The following is a 20,371-nucleotide window of genomic DNA, read 5'->3' as shown; positions in this document are numbered from 1 at the left end:
CGCCAGGGTTCAGGCCATCCGCAACTGGCCCAGCATCCGGCAGTCCACCGACCCTTCGGCGCAATTGGCGGTCAGTTCGTCCTGGGCGGCTTGCAACCGTTGCAACTCGGCGATCTTGCGGCGTACGCTTTCCATGTGACGTTGCGCCAATGCGTTGACCTCGGCGCAATCGGCCGCGCCGCCCTCGGACAGGTCCAGCAAGGCCTTTGCGTCGCCCAGCGAAACCCCCAGGTCACGGCAGCGTTTCAGAAACCGCAACCGCCCCACATCCTGCGCGGAATACAGCCGCCGATTGTTGGTGGCCCGCGCCGGGCGCGGCACGATGCCTTCGCGCTCGTAATACCGGATGTTCTCAATCCCCACGCCGCTTTGACGGGCCGCTTCGCCGATCGCAATCATGTGACCTCTTTCGCTTGATCCTGTAGTGACTACAGGATTTAGACCTCTGCCCACGCGATGCGGCAATGCCGCAGGCCTTGAATAACGGAGGAACAAGATGCGCGGATTTCTCGGCCTCAGCTTCGCCGGATCCCTGTCGGCCCTTAGTGTGGGCGCGTGCTGCATGCTGCCGATGACGATGATGTTGCTGGGCCTGGGTGGCAGTTGGCTGGCTGTCTTTGGCCAAATCGCGGCGCTCAGCTACTATGTTCTGGCGGCCTCGACGGCACTGGTTGCGGTCGCGTGGCTGGTGGCCTATCGGCGCAACAAGGTGCGCCATCTGAAATGGGGCCTGGCGGCCAGCACCGCGATGACCGCCCTCGCCTGGGTCGTCGTGTTCAACGAGGCCCGCATCAACGAATTTCTGATCCAACAGATGTGAGACCATGACAGACACGACCGTAACGCTTGAAAGCACCCTGACCTGCCCCGCCTGCGGCCATTCGCAAACCGAGACCATGCCCACCGACGCCTGCCAGTGGTTCTACGAATGCAGCGCCTGTCACACGGTGCTGAAACCCAAGCCGGGCGATTGCTGTGTCTACTGCTCGTACGGAACCGTGGCCTGCCCGCCCATTCAGCAGGGCGACAGCTGCTGTCGGATAATTTGATCAAATATCGTGACAAGGGCAAAAAGCTCGACTAGGTTTGCCGAAGCACAGCTACGGAGCCCCGGATGGACCTTGCCGCCCTGCACACTTTTCGCGTCGCCGCATGTGACCTGAACGGCCAGATGCGCGGCAAACGCGTGCCCCCGTCTTACGCCGACAAGCTGGACAGCGGCGCGGTGCGCATGCCGTTTTCGGCGCTGAACGTCGATCTGTGGGGCGCCGATATCGAGGGCAGCCCGCTGGTGTTCGAAACCGGCGACGCCGATGGCGTGCTGCGCCCGACCGAGCGCGGGCCGGTGCCGATGCCCTGGCTGACTACACCCACGGCGCTGGTGCCGATGTGTCTGTACGACGATCACGGCACGCCGTTTGCCGGCGATCCCCGCCATGCGCTGGCCGCGGTCCTGTCGCGCTATGCCCAGCGCGGGTGGAAAGTTGTTGCCGCGACCGAGTTGGAATTCACCCTGCTTGATTCCTCGGATGCGCATCCAAAGCCCCCGCATAACCCGGTCACTGGCCGTCGGCTGCGCGGCGAGGCGGTGCTGTCGATGGCCGAAATGGACGCCTTCGACGCCTTCTTCACCGAGCTTTATGACGGGTGCGCCGAAATGGGGATCCCCGCCCAGACGGCAATTTCCGAGAGCGGCATCGGCCAGTTCGAGATCAACCTGAACCATCAGGACGCCATGCGCTGCGCCGATGATACGTGGCTTTTCAAGGCACTGACCCGTGGGCTGGCTCGCAAGCACGGCTTTACCGCGACCTTCATGGCCAAACCCTATGCTGATGATGCGGGGAACGGAATGCATGTGCACTTCTCGGTGCTTGATGGCCAGGGCCGCAACGTCTTTGACAATGGCGGGCGTGAAGGAACCGAAATCCTGCGCTCTGCCGTCGCCGGCTGTCTGGCCGCCATGCCCGGCAGCACGCTGATTTTTGCTCCGCATGGCAATTCTTACTCGCGGCTCGTGCCCGGAGCCCATGCCCCCACAGGCGCGGCCTGGGCCTATGAAAACCGGACCGCCGCGATCCGCATTCCGGGCGGAGCGCCCGCCGCCCGCCGGATCGAGCACCGCGTGGCCGGCGGCGACATCAACCCCTATCTGATGCTGGCTGCGGTCCTGGGCGCGGCCCTCGTGGGCATCGAGGACGGCCTGCACCCCCCAGCCCCGATCACCGGCAACGCTTACGACATCGACGGCCTGCCGCAATTGGCCGCTGACTGGGACACGGCCGTGACTGCGTTCGAGACCGACCCGATCGTCGCGCGCATCTTTCCCGCTGATCTGATCCGCAACATGGCCATGACCAAGCGGCAGGAGATTGCGCGCTTCGAGCAGATCCCGGCAGATCAGCACTGGCTCAGTTATCTCGAGGCCGTCTGACCCCCTTGCCCGTTCGGCGGGACTCAGCTAGATTAAATTTGATCAAATTTGGTGACCCATGAAAATCGGCATTTTGCAGACCGGCCACGCGCCCGAACCGCTGGAGAAGAAATTCGGCGACTATGACGCCATGTTCCGCACCCTGCTGGATGGCAACGGTTTTGAATTCGTGACCCATGCCGTGGTTGATGGCGAATTTCCCGATGATCCCGATGATGCCGATGGCTGGCTGATCACCGGGTCGCGTCACGGTGCCTATGAGGATCATCCGTGGATACCGCCGCTCGAAGAGCTGATCCGACAGATCCAGGCGGCCGGCAAACCCCTGATCGGCGTCTGTTTCGGCCACCAGATCATCGCGCAGGCCTTGGGCGGCAAGGTCGAGAAATTCAAAGGCGGCTGGGCCATAGGGCGCACCGAATACGACTATGACGGCGAAACCGTCAGCCTGAACGCCTGGCATCAGGATCAGGTCACGCAACGCCCCGAAAGCGCGCACCTGCTGGGCAGCAACCCGTTCTGCGAAAACGCGATGCTGGCCTATGGCGACACGATCTGGACCGTGCAGGCCCACCCGGAATATTCCAACGACTTCATCCAGGGGCTGATGGAAACGCGCGGCAAGGGTGTGGTGCCCGATGCGCTGATGAAAGACGCGAAGACCCGCGAAGCCGCCCCCGATGACAACGAACGGATCGGCCGCCTGATGGCCGATTTCCTGAAGAAAGAGAGGGCCTGATGGCCGAATGGACAGAGCAGCTGCCACAGGCGGCGCGCGATTACATCGAAGGACACCGGCTGGACGAGGTAGAATGCATCATCTCGGACCTGCCCGGCATTGCCCGGGGCAAGGCGGTTCCGGCCTCGAAATTTGCCAAGCAGTCCTATTTCCATCTGCCAGACAGCATCTTCTACCAGACCATAACCGGAGACTGGGGCGAAGCCGCAGGCGAGGATGGTTTCATAGAGCGCGACATGATCCTCAAGCCCGATTTTTCCACCGCCACCGCGGCACCGTGGACGGGCGACTGGACGTTGCAGGTGATCCATGACGCCTACGACCGCGACGGCGATCCGATTCCGTTCAGCCCGCGCAACGTGCTCAAACGCGTGGTCCAGCTGTACAAGGACAAAGGGTGGAAACCGGTTGTCGCGCCCGAGATGGAGTTCTTTCTGGTTGCCCGCAACGTGGACCCGGCCAAGGGGATCGAGCCGATGATGGGCCGCTCGGGCCGCCCGGCTGCCGCGCGGCAGGCCTATTCCATGACCGCGGTCGATGAATTCGGCCCCGTGATCGACGACATCTACGATTTCGCCGAGGCGCAAGGGTTCGAGATCGACGGCATCACCCAGGAGGGCGGCGCTGGTCAGCTTGAGATCAACCTGCGCCACGGCGACCCGGTCAAGCTGGCCGACGAGGTGTTCTATTTCAAACGCCTCATCCGCGAGGCTGCGCTGCGCCACAACTGCTTTGCCACCTTCATGGCCAAACCGATCGAGGATGAGCCGGGATCGGCCATGCATATCCATCACTCGATCATCGACATGGAGACGGACAAGAACCTGTTCTCGGGTCCTCAGGGCGGCGAGACCGATGCGTTCTACAACTTCATCGCCGGTCTGCAACTGCACCTGCCCGCCGGGCTGGCGGTGATGGCACCCTACGTCAACTCGTACCGGCGCTACGTCAAGGACCACGCCGCCCCGATCAACCTGGAATGGGCGCGCGACAACCGCACCACGGGGATCCGCGTGCCGCTGTCGGGTCCCGACAGCCGCCGGGTGGAAAACCGCATCGCCGGAATGGATTGCAACCCCTATCTGGGCATCGCCGTATCTCTGGCCTGCGGCTATCTTGGTCTTGTCAATCAGGACCGGCCGCGCCGTCAGTTCTATGGCGACGCCTACGAAGGTGACGGCGACATCCCGCAGGTCATGGGCAACGCGCTGGATCTGTTCGACGAGGCCGACGCCCTGCATCAGGTTCTGGGCCCCGAGTTCGCCCGCGTCTACAGCATCGTGAAACGCGCCGAGTACGAGGAATTCCTGCAGGTGATTTCGCCGTGGGAGCGTGAACACCTGCTGCTGAACGTCTGAGCCATGTGCGCCATGAATCTGCTGTACAGCAATGACAAACGCGGCACTTACCCACCCAGTTGGTATGCCGCCACCGCGCACCCGCGAACCCCAACCGAGTCGCTGCGCGGCGATGTCACAGCCGACGTGTGCATCGTCGGTGGAGGGTATACGGGTCTGTCGACCGCGCTGCATCTGGCCGAGGCTGGGTTCAGGGTGGTCTTGCTTGAGGCGCATCGCGTGGGTTTCGGCGCTTCGGGGCGCAACGGCGGGCAACTGGGCAGCGCCCAGCGCATGGATCAGGAAGATCTGGAAAAACTGGTCGGGCGCGACGACGCGGCCAAGCTGTGGGATCTGGCCGAAGACGCCAAGACGCTGGTCAAATCCTTGATCGAACGCCACGGCATCGATTGCGACCTGAAACCGGGCATCGCCACGCTAGGCTTCAGCGACGGCGAACGGGGCGAATTGCACGCCCACGCCAAGCACCTGAAAACCGCCTATGGCTATGACCAGATCGAGCTTCTGGATGCCGAATCCGGGCGCGCGCTCTGCCCCTCGCCGGCCTATGCGGGCGGCTATCTGGACAGGGGCGCGGCCCATCTGCACCCGCTGAACTTTGCGCTTGGCCTGGCCGAGGCCGCCTTGGCCGCCGGTCTGATGCTGCACGAAAACACCGAGGTTCTGGGCATCGAAGAAGGCCCGCGCGTCACCGTTCGCACCGAACAGGGTTCGGTCACGGCCGACCATCTGGTTCTGGCCTGCAATGGCTATCTGGGCAACCTGAACCGCAAGGTCGCGGCGCGGGTCATGCCGATCAACAATTTCATCGCCGCAACAGAACCTCTGGGCGCCGAGACTGCAAAGGTTTTGACGCAGGATGTGGCGGTTGCCGACACAAAATTCGTGGTGAACTATTTCCGGCTCAGCGCCGATGGGCGGCTGTTGTTCGGCGGTGGCGAGAGCTATGGCTATCGCTTTCCATCCGACATCGCCGCCAAGGTCCGCAAACCGATGACCGAGATCTTTCCGCATCTGCGTGACGTTCGGATCGACTATGCCTGGGGCGGCACGCTGGCCATCACAATGCGGCGGATGCCCTACCTGACACGCTTGGCGCCGAACATCCTGTCTGCCTCGGGCTATTCCGGTCACGGGGTCGGCACTGCAACCCATGCCGGTCAGTTGATGGCGCTGGCCATCCAGGGTCAGGCCGAAGGGTTCGACACGATGGCCCGCGTGCCCGCTCTGCCTTTTCCCGGCGGCTCGGCCCTGCGCAGCCCTCTGCTGGTGCTGGCAATGACATGGTATGCCCTGCGTGATCGGCTGGGCCTTTGACCCGAGACTTGTGACAGTTCGGTGAAATTTCGCCCAACAGGCGAATGAAAGCTTGGTTTGCGCGATCTTTCATTTTATCTTTTCCACAGATAACCTTTGGAATTTTCAAATATGACGCTGCCACCCAACGTCCACGACGCCGAACCCATCCCTGCCGCTGCCAAAGACGCGATCGAATCCCTGATGCAATCCGGGGACCTGTTCCGCTATACCGCGCCGCAGGACGCGCCGGTTGCCCTGCTCGAGTCAGAGTTCGCCGAATTGCTCGGCAGCAAATTCGCGCTGGCTGTGTCGTCCTGTTCGGCCGCACTGTTCCTGTCGCTCAAGGCGCTGGGGCTGCCGCGGGACGCGCGGGTGCTGATCCCCGGCTTTACCTTTGCGGCGGTGCCCTCGTCGGTGGTGCATGCCGACTGCGTTCCGGTCCTGTGCGAGGTGGGTGAAAATTACCGCATCGACATCGACGATTTCGCGACCAAGCTCGACGGCGTTCAGGCGGTTATCATCAGCCACATGCGCGGCCATACCTCGGACATGGACGCGATCATGGCGCTGTGCGACATGCGCGACATCCCGGTGATAGAGGACGCAGCCCACTCGCTGGGCACGACCTGGCATGGCCGCAACATCGGCACAATCGGCAAGGTGGGCTGTTTCTCGTTCCAGTCCTACAAGATGATCAACGCGGGCGAAGGCGGCATCCTTGTCACCGACGACGCCGACCTCGTCGCCGGCGCCGTGATCATGTCGGGCGCCTACGAGCACAATTGGAAGAAACACAAAGGCCCGCATGGCCAGAATACGGCCGATCTGGAGCAGGCTTTTGCCCGATGGCAGAACAAGCTGCCGCTTTACAATCTGCGTATGAGCAACCTCAGCGCGGCAGTGATACGGCCGCAGTTGCCCGAATTGGCGCGGCGGGTGCGCGACGGGCTGGCCAACCACGACTATGTGGCGCAGCGCCTGAACAGCTCGCCGCATATTCACGTACCCGACCCGCTGACACCGGAACGACGTGCGCCGGATTCGATCCAATTCAACCTGGTCGACCTGAACAAAGACCAGATCAAGGCATTTGCCGCTGCAGCCGAGGGCCGTGGCGTCAAGGTGCAGGTCTTTGGTCTGAGCGAGGACAATGCCCGCGCCTTCTGGAATTGGCAGTTTCTGCCCGAGCAGGTCGAGCTGCCTCGAACGCGCGCAATGCTGATGTCGGCCTGTGATGTGCGCCTTCCCGTGCGCCTAACCCGCGCGGAACTGGATGTAATCGCCGACATCATCCTGGCCTCGGTCGGCGAGGTTACCGCGCCCGAAGTGGCCTTCGGCACCTGAGCTCAACGCCAGAGACAAAAGGCCCGGGTCATCCGGGCCTGTCTGGTATCAGCTGAGCTTGGACAGTTTCTGCTGCAGCTCGGCCAGTTGTTTCTTGATGTCGTCCAAGTCTTCTTTGGACTCGGGCTTGGCGTTCTCGTCCTTTTCAGGCCCCGACCATCCGCCTGACAAACCGCCTGTCATGGCCTTCAGAAACGCCTGCTGCTGCGCCTGAAGCGCCTCGAACCCCGGCATGTTGCTCATGGGGTTCATGGCGTTCATGTTCTCCATCATCTTGGTCTGACTTTCGCGAAGCATCTCAAAGCTGGATTGCAGGAATTGCGGCATCATGCCCCCGCCCGGCAGCATGTAGCTGCGCACCAGATCGTTCAGCACGTTTACCGGCAGCACGTTTTCGCCGCGGCTTTCATGTTCGGCAATTATCTGAAGCAGATACTGGCGGGTCAGGTCATCCCCGGTCTTCAGGTCGATGATCTGCACCTCGCGCCCGTCGCGGATGAATCCCGCGATGTCCTCGAGCGTGACATAGTCACTGGTCTCGGTGTTATACAGCCGACGGCTGGCATAGCGCTTGATCAGCAGAGGTTTTTCTTTGTCCGACACCGTTTGCCCTCCCCAAGGATGATGCGTTGCAGCAGAGGTTATGCGACCGCAGCACAAAAAGAAAGGGCAGGTCACAGGACCTGCCCCTAGCGATTGCACCGGTTGGGAGGGATGGGTGCGTTTCGCGGGTCTTGCTTACTTGGCGGCCGTTGCTTTCTTAGCGGCAGCGGTCACTTCGTTGGTGGCTTTCTTGACGGCTGCGGTGGTTTCTTCCGCAGCTTCCTTGCCGGCAGCCATCAGAAGCTCGACGGTTTCCGACTGCAGCTTCTTGGCGATTTCAGCGAAAGCGGCCAGGTTCTCAGCCGCGACTTCGGCCGAAGCGCTGGCGAAGTCGGTTGCCGCTTTTGCGTAGTCAGCCGGCTCGGCCTTGGCTTTCGACATCTCGGCCAGCTTGGCCAGGGTGTCCTTGGTCCACTTGCTCGAGATCTCGGCCGATTTCTCGGCGGCTTCCAGCGCAACGCCGGACAGTTTCTCGTTCAGGGTCGCGGTCGATTTGAACGCATTTTCCATTGCGGTGGTATCCACCGGGAAAGCACCCATCATTTCCTTCAGGGTCGCGGTAAAGTCTTGGGTCTTTGCCATTGGTCTAATCCTTTCAGCCAGTCCGGGCCCACCCCGGGTTCTTCAGCTTGAGGACAATATGAATGCCGCAACGCAGCATTTCAAGCATTTTTTGCTGCGTCGCAGAAATATTTTAGGTTTCAGAATGAAATCAGACCTTTGGCTTGGCCACGACATAGGTGCCGGGCGCCGGGGCCAGCGGTAGATGGTCCGAATCAGCAGGCGTACGCGCGGGAACCTGCTTGCCTGAACGCTTTTTCAACCACGCCTCCCAGCGCGGCCACCACGAGCCCTCGTGGAAGGAGGCTTCTTTCATCCAGGTGTCGGCATCCGCCTTCAGGTCGTCATTGGTGTAGTGACCGTATTTCTTCTTGCTGGGCGGGTTCACGATGCCCGCGATATGGCCGGATTCGGACACCACGAAGCTCTTCGACCGAGACCCCATCTGCTGGACCCCCCGGTAGCAATCCTTCCAAGCGGCGATGTGGTCGGTCTCGCAGGTGATTGCCATCAGCGGCACATCCACGTCGCGCACATGCAGCTTGTGGCCCATCAACTCGAACCCGTCGGTGACGAACTCGTTGCGCTGACACAGGCCCCGCAGATACTGCACCACCATCTTGGCCGGCAGGTTGGCCCCATCGCCGTTCCAATACAGCAGGTCGAATGCCGGCGGCGTTTCCCCCATCATGTAACTGCGCACCGCAGGGGCATAGACCAGATCACGCGCCCGCAGAAAGGACATGGTCCGCGCCATGATCCATGACCGCAAAACGCCGATGCGGTTCACCTCCTCTTCGATCTCTTCAATGAAGTCCTCCTGCAGGAACGGCGTGAACTCGCCCTGATCGGAAAAATCCGTCAGCGCGGTAAAGAAGGTTGCGGATTTTATCGATTTGTCACCCCGCTGTTTCAGCAGCGACAAAGTCAGGCCCAGCGTGGTGCCCGCAATGCAATAGCCGACAGCGTTCACTTGCTTGACCTTGCAGATCTTCTTAGCCTCTTCGATCGCGGTCAGGTAGCCGTCCTGAATATAGTCCTCCATGCCGGTTTCGGCATAGCTGGCATCGGGATTGACCCAACTAACCACGAACAGGGTATAACCCTGCTCGGTGATCCATTTGATCAGGCTGTTTTCGGGTTTCATGTCCAGAATGTAGAATTTGTTGATCCACGGCGGGAACAGAACGATCGGGATCTCGTGCACCGTTTCGGTGGCTGGCGCATATTGGATCAACTCCATCATCCGGTTGCGATACACTACCTGGCCCGGTGTGGTTGCCAGGTTGCCCCCCACCTCGAATGCTTTTTCGTCGGCCAGTTTCACCACCAGCGCGCCGTCATTGGCCTCGAGATCGGCCACCAGGTTCTCAAGCCCCTGAATCAACGACTGGCCGTCGGTCTCGATCGCCTTTTGCAGGGCGTCTGGGTTGGTCGGCAGGAAATTGGTGGGCGACATCATGTCGACGATCTGCTGCGCCATGAAGCGCAGGCGTCGCTTGTCTTTTTCGTCCAGATCCTCGACGGAATCGACGGCCTGTGCGATTGCCTCGGCATTGGTCAGGTATTGCTGAAGCACCAGACGGAAATAGGGGTTCTTGTCCCACAGCGGATTCGCAAACCGCTTGTCACGCGGCGCGCCGGTTTCCACGTCGTCGTCTCCGCTCAGCAGCGATTGCTGCGCTGCAGCAAAATTCAAAACGGACTTGCCCCAGTATTCGATCTGCTGTTCCAGCAGCTTGGCCGGGTTCTGCAGCGCCTCGGTCCAGTAAGCCGTTGCCGCCTTTGCCAAAACTTCGTGATTCGGGACATCCAGCGCGGGATTGTGAGGTTTTCTGGACGCCATAACCTCGACCAGTCGCTTCGACAGCGCCTCGACTTTCATCATGTTTTCTTGAAGCCGTTCAAGGTGTTCGTCGGTCATTTCCGGCATCTTGCCTTCGCTTGTTGTCATTTAAACAAATCCCCCCTAACCTCGCTGCTGTGCAGAATATCGTCGTGGGAACCGGGGGGCAAAGCGGCGAATGGTCCGAACTTTCAGGCTGACATTCAGGAGGCCAAATCCATGCGCTATATGATGACCTACGACCTGATGGAGTCGATGCGGAACACCAATCAATGGCTTGGTGCAACCGCAAGCACATTTGCCTCCTACCCCGCCTTTGCGATGGTTCCCAATCCGGTGTTCAACTGGATGGCGGCCTGGGGTGAAGTCACGGAACGCACCTTCAAACGCATGGTCGCCAAGCCCGACTGGGGCATCCGAACATTTACCTGCGAGGACGGCAAAGATCATCTGGTGGAAGTCACCTCCGTGCTTGAACGCCCCTTCGGCGATCTCATCCACTTTCGCGTGAATGGCCGCGAAGAGCAACCGCGCAAGGTGCTTTTGGTTGCGCCGATGTCGGGGCACTACGCCACGCTGCTGCGCTCGACCGTCAAAAGCCTGCTTGTCAATTGCGAAGTCTACATCACCGATTGGCATAACGCGCGCGACATCCCCGTGTCCGAAGGCAAGTTCGATATCGAGGACTACACCCTCTACCTTGTCGATTTCATGAAGGAGCTGGGGCCCGACACCCATGTGGTGGCCGTCTGCCAACCCGCGCCGCTGACCTTGGCCGCCACCGCCTACCTCGCCGAGAAGGATCCCAAGGCGCAGCCCAGCACCCTGACCTTGATCGGCGGCCCCGTCGATCCTGACGCCACGCCGACCGAAGTCACCGATTTCGGCCGCCGCGTGACCATGGGCCAGCTTGAGGAAACGATGATCCAGCGCGTGGGCTTTAAATACAAAGGGGTCGGCCGGATGGTTTATCCCGGCCTGTTGCAGCTGGCATCTTTCATGTCGATGAATGCCGAGCGCCATGGCAAGGCTTTCTCGGACCAGATCCACCGCGTGATGCGTGACGAAGCATCGGACCACGACGCCCACAACCGGTTTTATGATGAATATCTCGCCGTGATGGACATGACCGCCGAATTCTACCTTTCCACAGTCGAGCGTGTTTTCAAGAACCGCGAAATCGCGCGGAACGAGTTCGTCGTGGATGGCCACAAGGTGGATATCGGCAAAATCACCGATGTAGCGGTCAAAACGGTGGAAGGCGCCAATGACGACATCTCGGCGCCCGGCCAGTGCATCGCGGCGCTGGATCTGTGCACCGGCCTGCCCGACAGCAAGAAGGCCAGCCATGTCGAACCCGGCGCCGGGCATTACGGCATCTTCGCCGGGCGCAGCTGGCGCGACAACATCCGCCCGCTGGTCATTGAGTTCATGAACGAAAACAGCCGCAAGCCGAGACGCCGCGCCGCCAACAGCAACAAGGTCGCGTGATAACCGGCGCCAAAGCCACGTCGCTGACCTTCGCCTGCACCTGCGGCGGGCTGAGCGGCGAGGTCAGCGCCAAAGGCTTGGCCACGGGCACCCATGTCGTCTGCTATTGCCCCGATTGCCGGGCCGGGCAGCTCTTTTTCGGCCAGCCCGATCCCGCGCCCGGCCCGGTGGACATATTCCAGATGTCTCCAGAATACATACACATCTCCATGGGAGCCGAGAACCTGGCGGTGATGCGCCTTGGCCCCAAGGGGTTGTTTCGCTGGTACGCTAAATGCTGCAACGCCCCGCTGGCTACCACCACCAGCAGCCCGAAACTTCCGTTTGCCGGCTTTGACGTGGCCCGGTTTGCCGACCCTGAACCGCTGGGTCCGGTAAAGACCCGCGCTTATGTTCCGCAGAGCAACGGCAAGTGGAAACATGAAAAACCGGGCCCGGCCGTTCTGGGCATGATCCGGCGCGTGCTGGGCGCGCGCCTATCCGGTCGTTGGCGGCAGACCCCGTTTTTCGATACCGAGACAGGCGAACCGGTCGCGCTGCCGCATGTGATCACCCGCGAAGAACGCGCGGCCCTCTACGACTAGAAAATCCGCAACGGAATATTCAACCAGTCGATCAGCGCGGCAGTCGTTTCCTCGGGCGCCTCAAGCGTGGGCAGATGCCCGGAGTCATTCACAACGTGCAAGACGGCTTCGGGGATCAGTTCGGCCATAAAGCTGTGCTTGCGTACCGGCGTCAGCGTGTCATGCGCCCCGCACAAAACCAGCGTCGGCACCTTGATCCGGCGCAGGGTACCCTGCTGATCCGGGCGCCGTTGAAGCGCGCGCATCTGGCGCACGAACAGGTCCGGCCCCAGTTCGGTCGCCATCTGCAGCATGTCGTCCAGTATGGGAAGGCGCTGCGGCCCCGGCGCCAAGATGTTGGTTCCGATGACCTTGCGCATCACTTCCTGCAGGCGTCCGGCCTGCGCCCCAACGATCAACTCTTCGCGGTTCGCGGCGATCTGGGGGGTGTCGGCCTGCGCATCGGTGGCCATCAAGCACAGCCGCGTCACCCGGTCTGGCGCCCGCCGCACCAATTCCAGCGCGACAACGCCGCCCATGCTCAGCCCGGCTAGCGCAAAGCGGTGAGGCAACTGGTCCAGTAACCCCGAGGCGATTTCCTCGGTCCGATCCCCGCCGCCGATGGGCGCGACCGTCACCGCCCGATCCCGCGACAGCTGGGCGATCTGCGGCTGAAACAGTCGGGCATCACCCATCAGACCGGGCAAAAGCACCAGCGGCTCGATCACGCGGGGCCTCCTTTTGTCTGCCGAATGCGTCGGCGTTTTCGTCAGGATGAAAGGTTGCGCATCGCCGGGCAAGGCCAAAAATCACGGGTAGCAGATACCCCGGAACGGCGGGAAATCGGCATACCGCGCACGCCGTGCGTCGGGTGGCTCGTCCGGCTCCGCTCCGGCCCGCAACAGGCTGCCGCGCGGAGCGATGTAACTGTCGATCCGGCGCAGCGGAACGGGCCGCCACACGAGGTTGAACGCGCAAAGCTTGGGAAAGAACCAGATCTCGGAATAATCCAGATGATCGTGCATCCACCACGCCAGATCGCGCCAATCGCGGCCCTGCGCGTACCGGTCCGCGAACCATGGGATCACTACCGACGCCCCCGCGATCCGCGCATCCCCCCGTCCCCGGTCCCAGATGTGGCATTCCAACGGATGATCGTTGCGGGCGCAGTTCAGCTTGTTCTCGTTGCCGAAGCGGTTCAGCGAGGGCGAGCGATAGCCCGAGCGCACGGCAACCCGGCCAAAGGTCTCCTCGAGCGGGTCCAGCAAGGTTTCGCACAGCGCCCGCCCCGTTTTGATTGCAAGGTCGGGATCCTCGGGAATGTTCGGCCGGGCGTGAAAATTCCCGATTTCGGAATACAGGAAATCGCGCAAGAAGAAATGCCGCGACAGCCGCACCCGGCCGAGCGCCTCAAGGCTCCACATGCTGCCCGGCTTGCGCATTCTCCACCTCTGTCCGCTGGCAAATGGCCTATTCGACCCCCAGCGCCCCTAGCCAGTCCAGAATACCCTGCACCGTGGCCGCGTCCTGCCCGGGCGAGGTCAGCCGCCCCGCAACCACATGCGAATAGGGGTCGTCACCCGGCCCCATTGTCACTGTGTGCACGGTTGCAGGCACGCCCCATGCGGCGGCGACTTTGCGCGTTAGGTCCGGCCGCACGATCTTGTCCTCATCCGAAAACCAGAACAGCGCCGGCACCAACGCCCTGGAGAAATCCAGCGCCCGCACCCGGTCGACCAGCACCGACATCGGCACCACGGCCTCCCACGGATAGACCAACGTCCAGTACGTGTTCCGTTCGGCATCGTCGCCCGACACGTCGCGGGTTTCCCCCATCAGCAACGGCAGCCAACTGCGCGCCCAAGGCAGTGACGGTATCCAGGATCCGGCCGCCTGCACCCCGAAATTGGGCGAGATGAACACCATCCCGACCACATCCTTGCTCAGCTCGGGGTCCAACGCCGCGGCTGCCGCCAGGGTCCCCCCGGTCGAGGTCGAGATCACGATGACCTCCTCGCCCACGGCGCGGGCGGCGGCCAGACCTTCGGCTATGTCCCGCATCCAGCCCGAGGCCGTCCCCTCGGCCATCGCATCCGACCCGCGCCCGTGCCCCTGCAGGCGCGTATAGACCAGATTGGCCCCCAGCGCGTCGGCGATCCTGTCTGGCACCGGGCGGATTTCCTCGGACGAGGCCGAGAACCCGTGCACATAGAGCACCGAATAAGGCGTGCGCCGTTCCTTGAATCCGTCCTGCCAGATGACCCGCTTTTCGACACCCGGCACGATATCGTCATAGGCGGACTCGATGCTTTCGAAATAGACCTGAACCCCCTCGCCGAACTTGCGCGGATCGAACCGCGGGTGCAGATCTACCTCTTCGCGCGGGCCGAACCAGTAGATCAGCCCGCCGACCACCACCAACGCCAGCAAGGCCCGCCCGAGAAACCGCCCCAGCCGCCACATCAATTGGCCCCCATCACGTCGCGAACCGCATCCTCGATCAGCCCCAGGCACGGCCCGTCCGAGAACCGGTGATCCGCATCCTTGACCAGCAACAGCCGCATGTCCGGCCCGCTGGCATGGTCGAGCAGCCGTACAGCGGTGTCGACCGAAACCGCCGTATCCGCCGTGCCTTGCAGGAACCGCACAGGAAAAGGCAGGTTCAATGGCGACCGCAACACCAGCCGCAACCGGCCATCCTCGATCATCCGCTTGGTGATGATGTAGGGCTCCATGTAATCCGAGGGCAACTCAACATGCCCCACCGTCGCCAGCGCCTGTTTCTGTTCGTCGCTGAACGAGGCCCAATAGCCGTCCTCGGTGAAGTCCGGCGCCGCCGCGATGGTGACCATGCCGGCGATCCGCTCGGGCATGGTCCGCGCCAGCAACAGCGCCTGCCACCCGCCCATGGACGAACCCACCACGATAAGCGGCCCCTGGGTCAGCGCTGAAACCGCCGCAACCGTGTCCTCGTGCCAATCCCCGATGCAACCTTCCTCGAACCGGCCGGAACTTTCGCCATGCCCGGAGTAGTCGAACCGCAGATAGGCCTGCCCACGCGCCCGCGCCCAGTCCTCCAGATGCACCGCCTTGGTGCCCTCCATGTCCGACTTCAGACCACCCAGAAAAACGACCGTGGGCCCCACCCCTTCGCTCTTGTGATAGGCCAGCCGCCGCCCCTGCGGCGTTTCCAGAAATGTCGTCGCTGCCATGAAACCCTCACTTGCTTTTCCAGCATCATGCACGCGCCGCGCCCAAGTGCAATTCCCCGCCCCCCTCTTCATCTGGCCTCAAATATCCCGAGGAGCGCGAGGGGCAGCGCCCCTCGCCCCTCACCCTTGACACAGACACCACCACCTGCCACACGGGCCCGACACCATAACCCGCAACCGGGCGTTCTGTGGGCGCCAAACCGACGAGGAGAGCCAGATCATGGCCCTGGATTCAAAATCCGTCTCTCTTACCTTCCCAGATGGCAATTCCCGATCCTACGCGGCAGGCGTCACGCCGGCCGAGGTCGCTGCCGACATCTCCACCTCGCTGGCGAAAAAGGCCATCTCGGCCACCGTCAACGGCCAGCACTGGGACCTGCAGTGGCCCATCGAACAGGATGCCGAAATCGCCATCCACACGATGAAGGACGAGGCCCAGGCCAACGAACTGATCCGCCACGACTTTGCCCACGTGATGGCCCGCGCGGTGCAGGAAATCTGGCCCGCCACCAAGGTCACCATCGGCCCGGTCATCGAAAACGGCTGGTACTACGACTTCGACCGCGAAGAGCCGTTCACGCCCGAAGATCTCGGCCTCATCGAGAAAAAGATGAAAGAGATCATCAACAAGCGCGACCCGGTCACCACCGAGATCTGGGAGCGCGAGCGCGCCATCGAATTCTACAAGGCCAACAACGAGCCCTACAAGGTCGAGCTGGTCGAGGCGATCCCCGGTGACGAACCGGTGCGCATGTACTGGCACGGCCATTGGCAGGATCTCTGCCGCGGCCCGCACCTGCAGCATACCGGCCAACTGCCCGGCGACGCGTTCAAGCTGATGTCCATCGCCGGCGCCTACTGGCGCGGCGACAGCAACCGCCCGATGCTGCAACGCATCTACGGCGTGGCCTTCACTGGCAAGGAAAAGCTCAAGGCGCACCTGCACATGCTGGAAGAGGCCGCCAAACGCGACCACCGCAAGCTGGGCCGCGAGATGGACCTGTTCCACATGCAGGAAGAGGCCCCGGGCCAGATCTTCTGGCACCCCAACGGCTGGACGATCTACACCCAGCTGCAGGACTACATGCGCCGCCAGCAGCGACGCGGCGGCTATGTCGAGGTCAACACCCCGCAGGTGGTGGACCGCAAGCTGTGGGAACGCTCGGGCCACTGGGACAAGTACCAGGAGAACATGTTCATCGTCGAAGTCGACGAGGAACACGCCCGCGAAAAGGCCGTGAACGCGCTCAAACCGATGAACTGTCCCTGCCACGTGGAAATCTTCAAGCAGGGTCTGAAATCCTATCGCGACCTGCCGCTGCGCATGGCCGAGTTCGGATCCTGCGCACGCTACGAACCCTCGGGCGCGTTGCATGGCATCATGCGGGTCCGCGGGTTTGCCCAGGACGACGCCCATATCTTCGCGACCGAGGACCAGATTGGCGACGAATGTGCCCGCTTTATCGGATTTCTAACCGATGTCTACAAGGATCTGGGCTTTGACAGTTTCAAGGTGAAATTCTCGGACCGCCCCGAACAGCGCGCCGGCTCGGACGAGGTCTGGGACAAGGCCGAAGAGGCCCTTCTGACCGCCACGCGCGCCGCAGGGGTCGAGCCGGAACTGAACCCCGGCGAAGGTGCCTTCTATGGGCCGAAGCTGGAATTCGTGCTGACCGACGCGATCGGGCGTGATTGGCAATGCGGCACCTTCCAGGTCGATTTCGTGCTGCCCGAACGGCTGGACGCGACCTATATCGGCGCCGACGGGGCCAAGCACCGTCCGGTGATGCTGCACCGCGCCTGTTTGGGTTCGTTCGAACGGTTCATCGGCATCCTGATCGAGGAACACGCCGGCAAGCTGCCCTTCTGGCTGGCGCCCCGGCAGGTCGTCGTCGCCTCGATCACCTCCGAGGCCGATGACTACGTTCTGGAAGTGGTCAAAACGCTCAAGGCCGCCGGTGTCCGCGCCGAGGCCGACATCCGCAACGAGAAGATCAACTACAAGGTCCGCGAGCATTCGGTCGGCAAGGTCCCGGTGATCCTGGCCGTGGGCCACCGCGAGGTCGAAGAGCGTACCGTCAGCGTCCGCCGCCTGGGCGAGAAGCAGACCCGTGTCCAGTCGCTCGAGGATGTAACAAAAGAGCTGGCGCGCGCGGCCACGCCGCCCGATCTTCTGTAACAATCGGCTCCGCCTTGCAGAAAATCCGGCCCTCAGCACGGGGCCGGACTGAAACATTTTTGGATTTCCTAATTTATTACAGTGCGTTAACTTGCAAGGGGCATTAACGTTCCCTGACACAGCCGTGAGACACGGGCTCGTGAATTCAACAGAGAGGTGTCAGCCGTTACCTTTGTCAATGTCACAAGCAGACATACGCAATCACGAAAAGGATTACCTGAGATGTCGAACACCGCCAAAACCCTCGTAATCGCAAGCGCCGTTGCAGCAGCCGTTGCCGGCACTGCCACCACCGCAGCCGCACAGGCCAAGGAAAAGTGCTATGGCATCTCGAAGGCCGGTCAGAATGACTGTGCCGCTGGTCCGGGCACCACTTGCGCCGGCACCTCGACCGTCGATTACCAGGGCAATGCCTGGACGCTGGTCGATGCAGGCACCTGCACCGATATCGAACTGCCCAAAGCTGCGGACGGAACACCCCGCAAGGGCTCACTGGAACCGCTCGAGCGTGACCTGCCCGCATAAGACTGCCTGACGGTTTACAAGGGCGGGCGTTTTCAAATTGCCCGCCCTCTTTTTTGCCGGAAAGGATCAGGCCCTTGTTGGATGACGCCCGTAAAGTAAACCATTTGCCCGCCGCGCCCGGTGTTGGCTACAAGCCTCAGCACTTTGCCGACCTTCTGGCGCAGCCCGGTCCAGTCGGCTGGCTGGAAATTCACGCCGAAAACTACATGGGCGACGGCGGTCGCCCCCTGGCGCAACTGCGTCACCTTGCCGAACGGTTTCCCATCTCGGTGCATGGCGTGGGCCTGTCGATCGGCGGCGAAGGACCGCTGGACGCCGAGCACCTGGACCGATTGAAACACCTTGTGGGCTGGCTGAACCCGGCCAGCTTTTCAGAACATCTGGCATGGTCCACCCATGACAGCCAGTTCCTGAACGATCTGCTGCCCCTGCCCTATACAGACGCCACACTGGCGCGCATCTGCGATCATATCGATCAGGTACAAGAGACGGTGGGCCGGCAGATGCTGCTGGAAAATCCGTCCAGCTATCTCGCTTTTGCCGAAAGCACGTGGTCTGAACCCGACTTCTTGCGCGAGGTCGCACGCCGGACCGGATGTGGCCTACTGCTGGACGTCAACAATGTTTTCGTCTCGGCCACCAATCTGAATTACAGCCCGCAGGCCTATATCGACGCCTACCCTGTGGACCAGGTTGGCGAGATCCACCTGGGTGGCCACGACGAGGACGAGGACGACCATGGGCAACCCCTGCTGATCGACAGCCACGGCCGCGCCGTCGTCGACCCGGTTTGGGCTTTGCTGGATTATGTGCTCGACCAATCAGGCCCCAAACCCGTGCTGATCGAATGGGACAATGACGTGCCCGACTGGCCCACCCTGCGCGCCGAGGCTGAACGCGCGCAATCCGCGCTGGACCGGATCCCGGCATGAGCGTTTCGCAATCGGAATTCCGGGCGGCCTTGCTGGACCCGGCAGCCCCCGTGCCCGACGGGTTGCTGGACGACCAGGCCCGCCCCGCCGGACGCCGCTTCAGCGTCTATCGCAACAACGTAGCCGTGTCGCTGACCGAAGCCATGCACCAGGCATTTCCGGTCATAACCAAGCTGCTGGGTCCGCAGAACATGGACGGTCTGGCCGGGCTCTACCTGCGTCAGCACCCGCCGACCTCCCCGCTGATGATGTTCTATGGCGAGAGCTTCCCCGAATTTCTCGCCGACACCAAGCAACTGGCGCATCTGGGCTATTTGCCCGACGTGGCGCGACTTGAGCTCGCCCTGCGCCGGTCGTACCACGCCGCCGACAGCCAGCCGATCGCGCCCGACGTGCTGGCCACCCTGCCGCCCCAGGACTTGATGCAGGCCCGGCTGGGCATTGCCCAGGCCATGCAGCTGATCCGGTCCGACTGGCCCATTTACGCCATCTGGTTGTTCAACACCGAAGACGGCGCGCCAAAGCCCGAGCCCGGTGCGCAGGACGTGCTGATCACGCGCGCTGAATTCGACCCGTCGCCGCACCTGCTGCCCCCCGGCGGGCTCGACTGGATCACCGCCATTCAGGCCGGCCGGACCATTGGCCAGGCCTTCGAGACAACCACCGCTCGGACGCCCGCATTCGACCTGGGTGCCACCCTGGCACTGCTGCTGCAGGGCAATGCGATCACTTCTGTCACCATCGAAAGGCCGGAAACATGACTGCCCTAATTTCTCTGCACAATTCCGCATTCGGTAAGCTGGACCACGCCTCGAGCTGGCTGACGCCGACAGTGGCGCGGCTGACCTTTGCTGCGGTTCTTCTGGTCTATTACTGGAACTCGGCCATGACCAAGCTGGGCAGCGGCTTTTTTGGGTTCCTTTTCCCTTCGGACGGGGCCTATGTGCAGATCTTCCCCAAGGCGATGGAGGCCGTCGGCTATGACAGCTCGCAGCTTGGGTTCTTTACCTGGCCCGTTGCCGTCGCCGGCACGTGGGCCGAGTTCATCCTGCCAGCATTGCTGCTGGTGGGGCTGTTCACTCGCCTTGCCGCCCTGGGCATGATCGGGTTCGTCTGGGTGCAGACATTCACCGATGTCACCGGGCATGGGGTCAAGCTGGGCAGTCTGTTCGACAACACCATCACCCTGATGGATCAGCGGGTTATGTGGACCTTCCTGTTCGTGGTTATCGTGATCAACGGCGCGGGCCCGCTCTCGCTCGATCGGGTTCTCCGCCTGAAATGA

Annotated in this window: 22 protein-coding genes; 14 read left to right on the top strand and 8 right to left on the bottom strand. The window is 62.2% G+C overall.

The genetic code is table 11. The features are described from left to right. Positions 1-9: 9 nt before the first annotated feature. A complete protein-coding gene (locus AC2FM3_RS07255; protein WP_496680268.1) occupies positions 10-399 on the bottom strand; it encodes a MerR family transcriptional regulator in 390 nt (129 codons plus the stop codon). A 97-nt stretch (positions 400-496) separates the two neighbouring features. Here AC2FM3_RS07255 and AC2FM3_RS07250 point away from each other — a divergent pair, with 97 nt between their 5' ends. From AC2FM3_RS07250 to AC2FM3_RS07220, 7 genes are all read left to right on the top strand, one after another. Beyond that, a complete protein-coding gene (locus AC2FM3_RS07250; RefSeq protein ID WP_496680267.1) occupies positions 497-820 on the top strand; it encodes a hypothetical protein in 324 nt (107 codons plus the stop codon). 4 nt (positions 821-824) lie between these two features. Then, positions 825-1,049 carry a GDCCVxC domain-containing (seleno)protein gene (locus AC2FM3_RS07245; protein WP_496680266.1) on the top strand — a complete coding sequence of 75 codons (225 nt, stop codon included), beginning with the start codon at positions 825-827 and terminating at the stop codon, positions 1,047-1,049. 65 nt (positions 1,050-1,114) lie between these two features. Then, positions 1,115-2,434, top strand: coding sequence for a glutamine synthetase family protein (locus AC2FM3_RS07240; protein ID WP_496680265.1), 1,320 nt, complete (start codon positions 1,115-1,117; stop codon positions 2,432-2,434). A 58-nt stretch (positions 2,435-2,492) separates the two neighbouring features. Continuing rightward, positions 2,493-3,173 (top strand): type 1 glutamine amidotransferase, encoded by a 681-nt coding sequence (locus AC2FM3_RS07235; protein ID WP_496680264.1) that lies wholly within the window; start codon positions 2,493-2,495, stop codon positions 3,171-3,173. Then, entirely contained in the window at positions 3,173-4,531 is a 1,359-nt protein-coding gene (locus AC2FM3_RS07230) for a glutamine synthetase family protein (RefSeq protein ID WP_496680263.1), read from the top strand. Before AC2FM3_RS07235 ends, AC2FM3_RS07230 begins: the two co-directional genes overlap by 1 nt. Before the next feature lie 12 nt (positions 4,532-4,543). Next, positions 4,544-5,848 (top strand): NAD(P)/FAD-dependent oxidoreductase, encoded by a 1,305-nt coding sequence (locus AC2FM3_RS07225; protein WP_496680262.1) that lies wholly within the window; start codon positions 4,544-4,546, stop codon positions 5,846-5,848. A 111-nt stretch (positions 5,849-5,959) separates the two neighbouring features. Next, a complete protein-coding gene (locus AC2FM3_RS07220) occupies positions 5,960-7,174 on the top strand; it encodes a DegT/DnrJ/EryC1/StrS family aminotransferase (RefSeq protein ID WP_496680261.1) in 1,215 nt (404 codons plus the stop codon). Between the two features lie 48 nt (positions 7,175-7,222). Here AC2FM3_RS07220 and phaR read toward each other — a convergent pair whose 3' ends face one another. The 3 genes from phaR to AC2FM3_RS07205 all read right to left on the bottom strand — a co-directional run bounded on the left by phaR (position 7,223) and on the right by AC2FM3_RS07205 (position 10,292). After that, positions 7,223-7,777 (bottom strand): polyhydroxyalkanoate synthesis repressor PhaR, encoded by a 555-nt coding sequence (gene phaR / locus AC2FM3_RS07215; RefSeq protein WP_496680260.1) that lies wholly within the window; start codon positions 7,775-7,777, stop codon positions 7,223-7,225. A gap of 135 nt (positions 7,778-7,912) precedes the next feature. Further along, a complete protein-coding gene (locus AC2FM3_RS07210) occupies positions 7,913-8,359 on the bottom strand; it encodes a phasin, PhaP (protein ID WP_490361999.1) in 447 nt (148 codons plus the stop codon). Between the two features lie 130 nt (positions 8,360-8,489). Then, positions 8,490-10,292, bottom strand: a complete 1,803-nt coding sequence (locus AC2FM3_RS07205; protein ID WP_496680259.1) for a PHA/PHB synthase family protein — start codon at positions 10,290-10,292, stop codon at positions 8,490-8,492. Positions 10,293-10,403: 111 nt separating this feature from the next. Between AC2FM3_RS07205 and phaZ the strand changes: the two genes are divergently transcribed. Then, complete coding sequence (gene phaZ / locus AC2FM3_RS07200; RefSeq protein ID WP_496680257.1) at positions 10,404-11,675, top strand: polyhydroxyalkanoate depolymerase; 1,272 nt, start codon at positions 10,404-10,406, stop codon at positions 11,673-11,675. Next, positions 11,672-12,259: a DUF6151 family protein gene (locus AC2FM3_RS07195; protein WP_496680256.1), complete on the top strand. Its 588-nt coding sequence runs from the start codon at positions 11,672-11,674 to the stop codon at positions 12,257-12,259. Before phaZ ends, AC2FM3_RS07195 begins: the two co-directional genes overlap by 4 nt. Here the strand turns inward: AC2FM3_RS07195 and AC2FM3_RS07190 are convergent. The 4 genes from AC2FM3_RS07190 to AC2FM3_RS07175 all read right to left on the bottom strand — a co-directional run bounded on the left by AC2FM3_RS07190 (position 12,256) and on the right by AC2FM3_RS07175 (position 15,450). Then, on the bottom strand, positions 12,256-12,966 hold the full coding sequence (locus tag AC2FM3_RS07190) for an alpha/beta fold hydrolase (protein ID WP_496680254.1): 711 nt from the start codon (positions 12,964-12,966) through the stop codon (positions 12,256-12,258). The genes AC2FM3_RS07195 and AC2FM3_RS07190 overlap by 4 nt on opposite strands. A gap of 81 nt (positions 12,967-13,047) precedes the next feature. Continuing rightward, complete coding sequence (locus tag AC2FM3_RS07185) at positions 13,048-13,662, bottom strand: hypothetical protein (RefSeq protein ID WP_496680321.1); 615 nt, start codon at positions 13,660-13,662, stop codon at positions 13,048-13,050. Between the two features lie 46 nt (positions 13,663-13,708). Beyond that, positions 13,709-14,701 (bottom strand): alpha/beta hydrolase, encoded by a 993-nt coding sequence (locus tag AC2FM3_RS07180; protein ID WP_496680252.1) that lies wholly within the window; start codon positions 14,699-14,701, stop codon positions 13,709-13,711. Next, complete coding sequence (locus AC2FM3_RS07175; protein WP_496680251.1) at positions 14,701-15,450, bottom strand: alpha/beta fold hydrolase; 750 nt, start codon at positions 15,448-15,450, stop codon at positions 14,701-14,703. Before AC2FM3_RS07175 ends, AC2FM3_RS07180 begins: the two co-directional genes overlap by 1 nt. Before the next feature lie 220 nt (positions 15,451-15,670). On the opposite strand from AC2FM3_RS07175, the gene thrS reads away from it, so the two are divergent. From thrS to AC2FM3_RS07150, 5 genes are all read left to right on the top strand, one after another. Then, complete coding sequence (gene thrS, locus AC2FM3_RS07170; RefSeq protein ID WP_496680249.1) at positions 15,671-17,629, top strand: threonine--tRNA ligase; 1,959 nt, start codon at positions 15,671-15,673, stop codon at positions 17,627-17,629. 222 nt (positions 17,630-17,851) lie between these two features. After that, the gene (locus AC2FM3_RS07165; RefSeq protein ID WP_496680247.1) at positions 17,852-18,154 is read left to right on the top strand and encodes a BufA1 family periplasmic bufferin-type metallophore; all 303 of its coding nucleotides are present in this window, start codon (positions 17,852-17,854) and stop codon (positions 18,152-18,154) included. A gap of 77 nt (positions 18,155-18,231) precedes the next feature. Then, the gene (gene bufB / locus AC2FM3_RS07160; RefSeq protein WP_496680320.1) at positions 18,232-19,086 is read left to right on the top strand and encodes an MNIO family bufferin maturase; all 855 of its coding nucleotides are present in this window, start codon (positions 18,232-18,234) and stop codon (positions 19,084-19,086) included. After that, positions 19,083-19,847, top strand: coding sequence for an HvfC/BufC family peptide modification chaperone (locus tag AC2FM3_RS07155; protein WP_496680245.1), 765 nt, complete (start codon positions 19,083-19,085; stop codon positions 19,845-19,847). Before bufB ends, AC2FM3_RS07155 begins: the two co-directional genes overlap by 4 nt. Further along, on the top strand, positions 19,844-20,371 hold the full coding sequence (locus AC2FM3_RS07150) for a DoxX family protein (RefSeq protein ID WP_496680244.1): 528 nt from the start codon (positions 19,844-19,846) through the stop codon (positions 20,369-20,371). Before AC2FM3_RS07155 ends, AC2FM3_RS07150 begins: the two co-directional genes overlap by 4 nt.

This window comes from Ruegeria sp. BHSB172 (assembly GCF_059613165.1).
The sequence above is the reverse complement of the archived record's forward strand: the minus strand, read 5'-3'. Positions and strand labels throughout refer to the sequence as shown.

Coding starts and splice junctions, on each gene's coding strand:
- AC2FM3_RS07175 (WP_496680251.1), bottom strand. CDS start 15,450: ATGGCAGCGACGACATTTCTGGAAACGCCGCAGGGGCGGCGGCTGGCC.
- AC2FM3_RS07205 (WP_496680259.1), bottom strand. CDS start 10,292: ATGACAACAAGCGAAGGCAAGATGCCGGAAATGACCGACGAACACCTT.
- AC2FM3_RS07255 (WP_496680268.1), bottom strand. CDS start 399: ATGATTGCGATCGGCGAAGCGGCCCGTCAAAGCGGCGTGGGGATTGAG.
- thrS (WP_496680249.1), top strand. CDS start 15,671: ATGGCCCTGGATTCAAAATCCGTCTCTCTTACCTTCCCAGATGGCAAT.
- AC2FM3_RS07180 (WP_496680252.1), bottom strand. CDS start 14,701: ATGTGGCGGCTGGGGCGGTTTCTCGGGCGGGCCTTGCTGGCGTTGGTG.
- AC2FM3_RS07210 (WP_490361999.1), bottom strand. CDS start 8,359: ATGGCAAAGACCCAAGACTTTACCGCGACCCTGAAGGAAATGATGGGT.
- AC2FM3_RS07220 (WP_496680261.1), top strand. CDS start 5,960: ATGACGCTGCCACCCAACGTCCACGACGCCGAACCCATCCCTGCCGCT.
- AC2FM3_RS07150 (WP_496680244.1), top strand. CDS start 19,844: ATGACTGCCCTAATTTCTCTGCACAATTCCGCATTCGGTAAGCTGGAC.
- AC2FM3_RS07240 (WP_496680265.1), top strand. CDS start 1,115: ATGGACCTTGCCGCCCTGCACACTTTTCGCGTCGCCGCATGTGACCTG.
- AC2FM3_RS07225 (WP_496680262.1), top strand. CDS start 4,544: ATGAATCTGCTGTACAGCAATGACAAACGCGGCACTTACCCACCCAGT.
- AC2FM3_RS07235 (WP_496680264.1), top strand. CDS start 2,493: ATGAAAATCGGCATTTTGCAGACCGGCCACGCGCCCGAACCGCTGGAG.
- AC2FM3_RS07245 (WP_496680266.1), top strand. CDS start 825: ATGACAGACACGACCGTAACGCTTGAAAGCACCCTGACCTGCCCCGCC.
- AC2FM3_RS07250 (WP_496680267.1), top strand. CDS start 497: ATGCGCGGATTTCTCGGCCTCAGCTTCGCCGGATCCCTGTCGGCCCTT.
- AC2FM3_RS07230 (WP_496680263.1), top strand. CDS start 3,173: ATGGCCGAATGGACAGAGCAGCTGCCACAGGCGGCGCGCGATTACATC.
- AC2FM3_RS07155 (WP_496680245.1), top strand. CDS start 19,083: ATGAGCGTTTCGCAATCGGAATTCCGGGCGGCCTTGCTGGACCCGGCA.
- phaZ (WP_496680257.1), top strand. CDS start 10,404: ATGCGCTATATGATGACCTACGACCTGATGGAGTCGATGCGGAACACC.
- AC2FM3_RS07185 (WP_496680321.1), bottom strand. CDS start 13,662: ATGTGGAGCCTTGAGGCGCTCGGCCGGGTGCGGCTGTCGCGGCATTTC.
- AC2FM3_RS07165 (WP_496680247.1), top strand. CDS start 17,852: ATGTCGAACACCGCCAAAACCCTCGTAATCGCAAGCGCCGTTGCAGCA.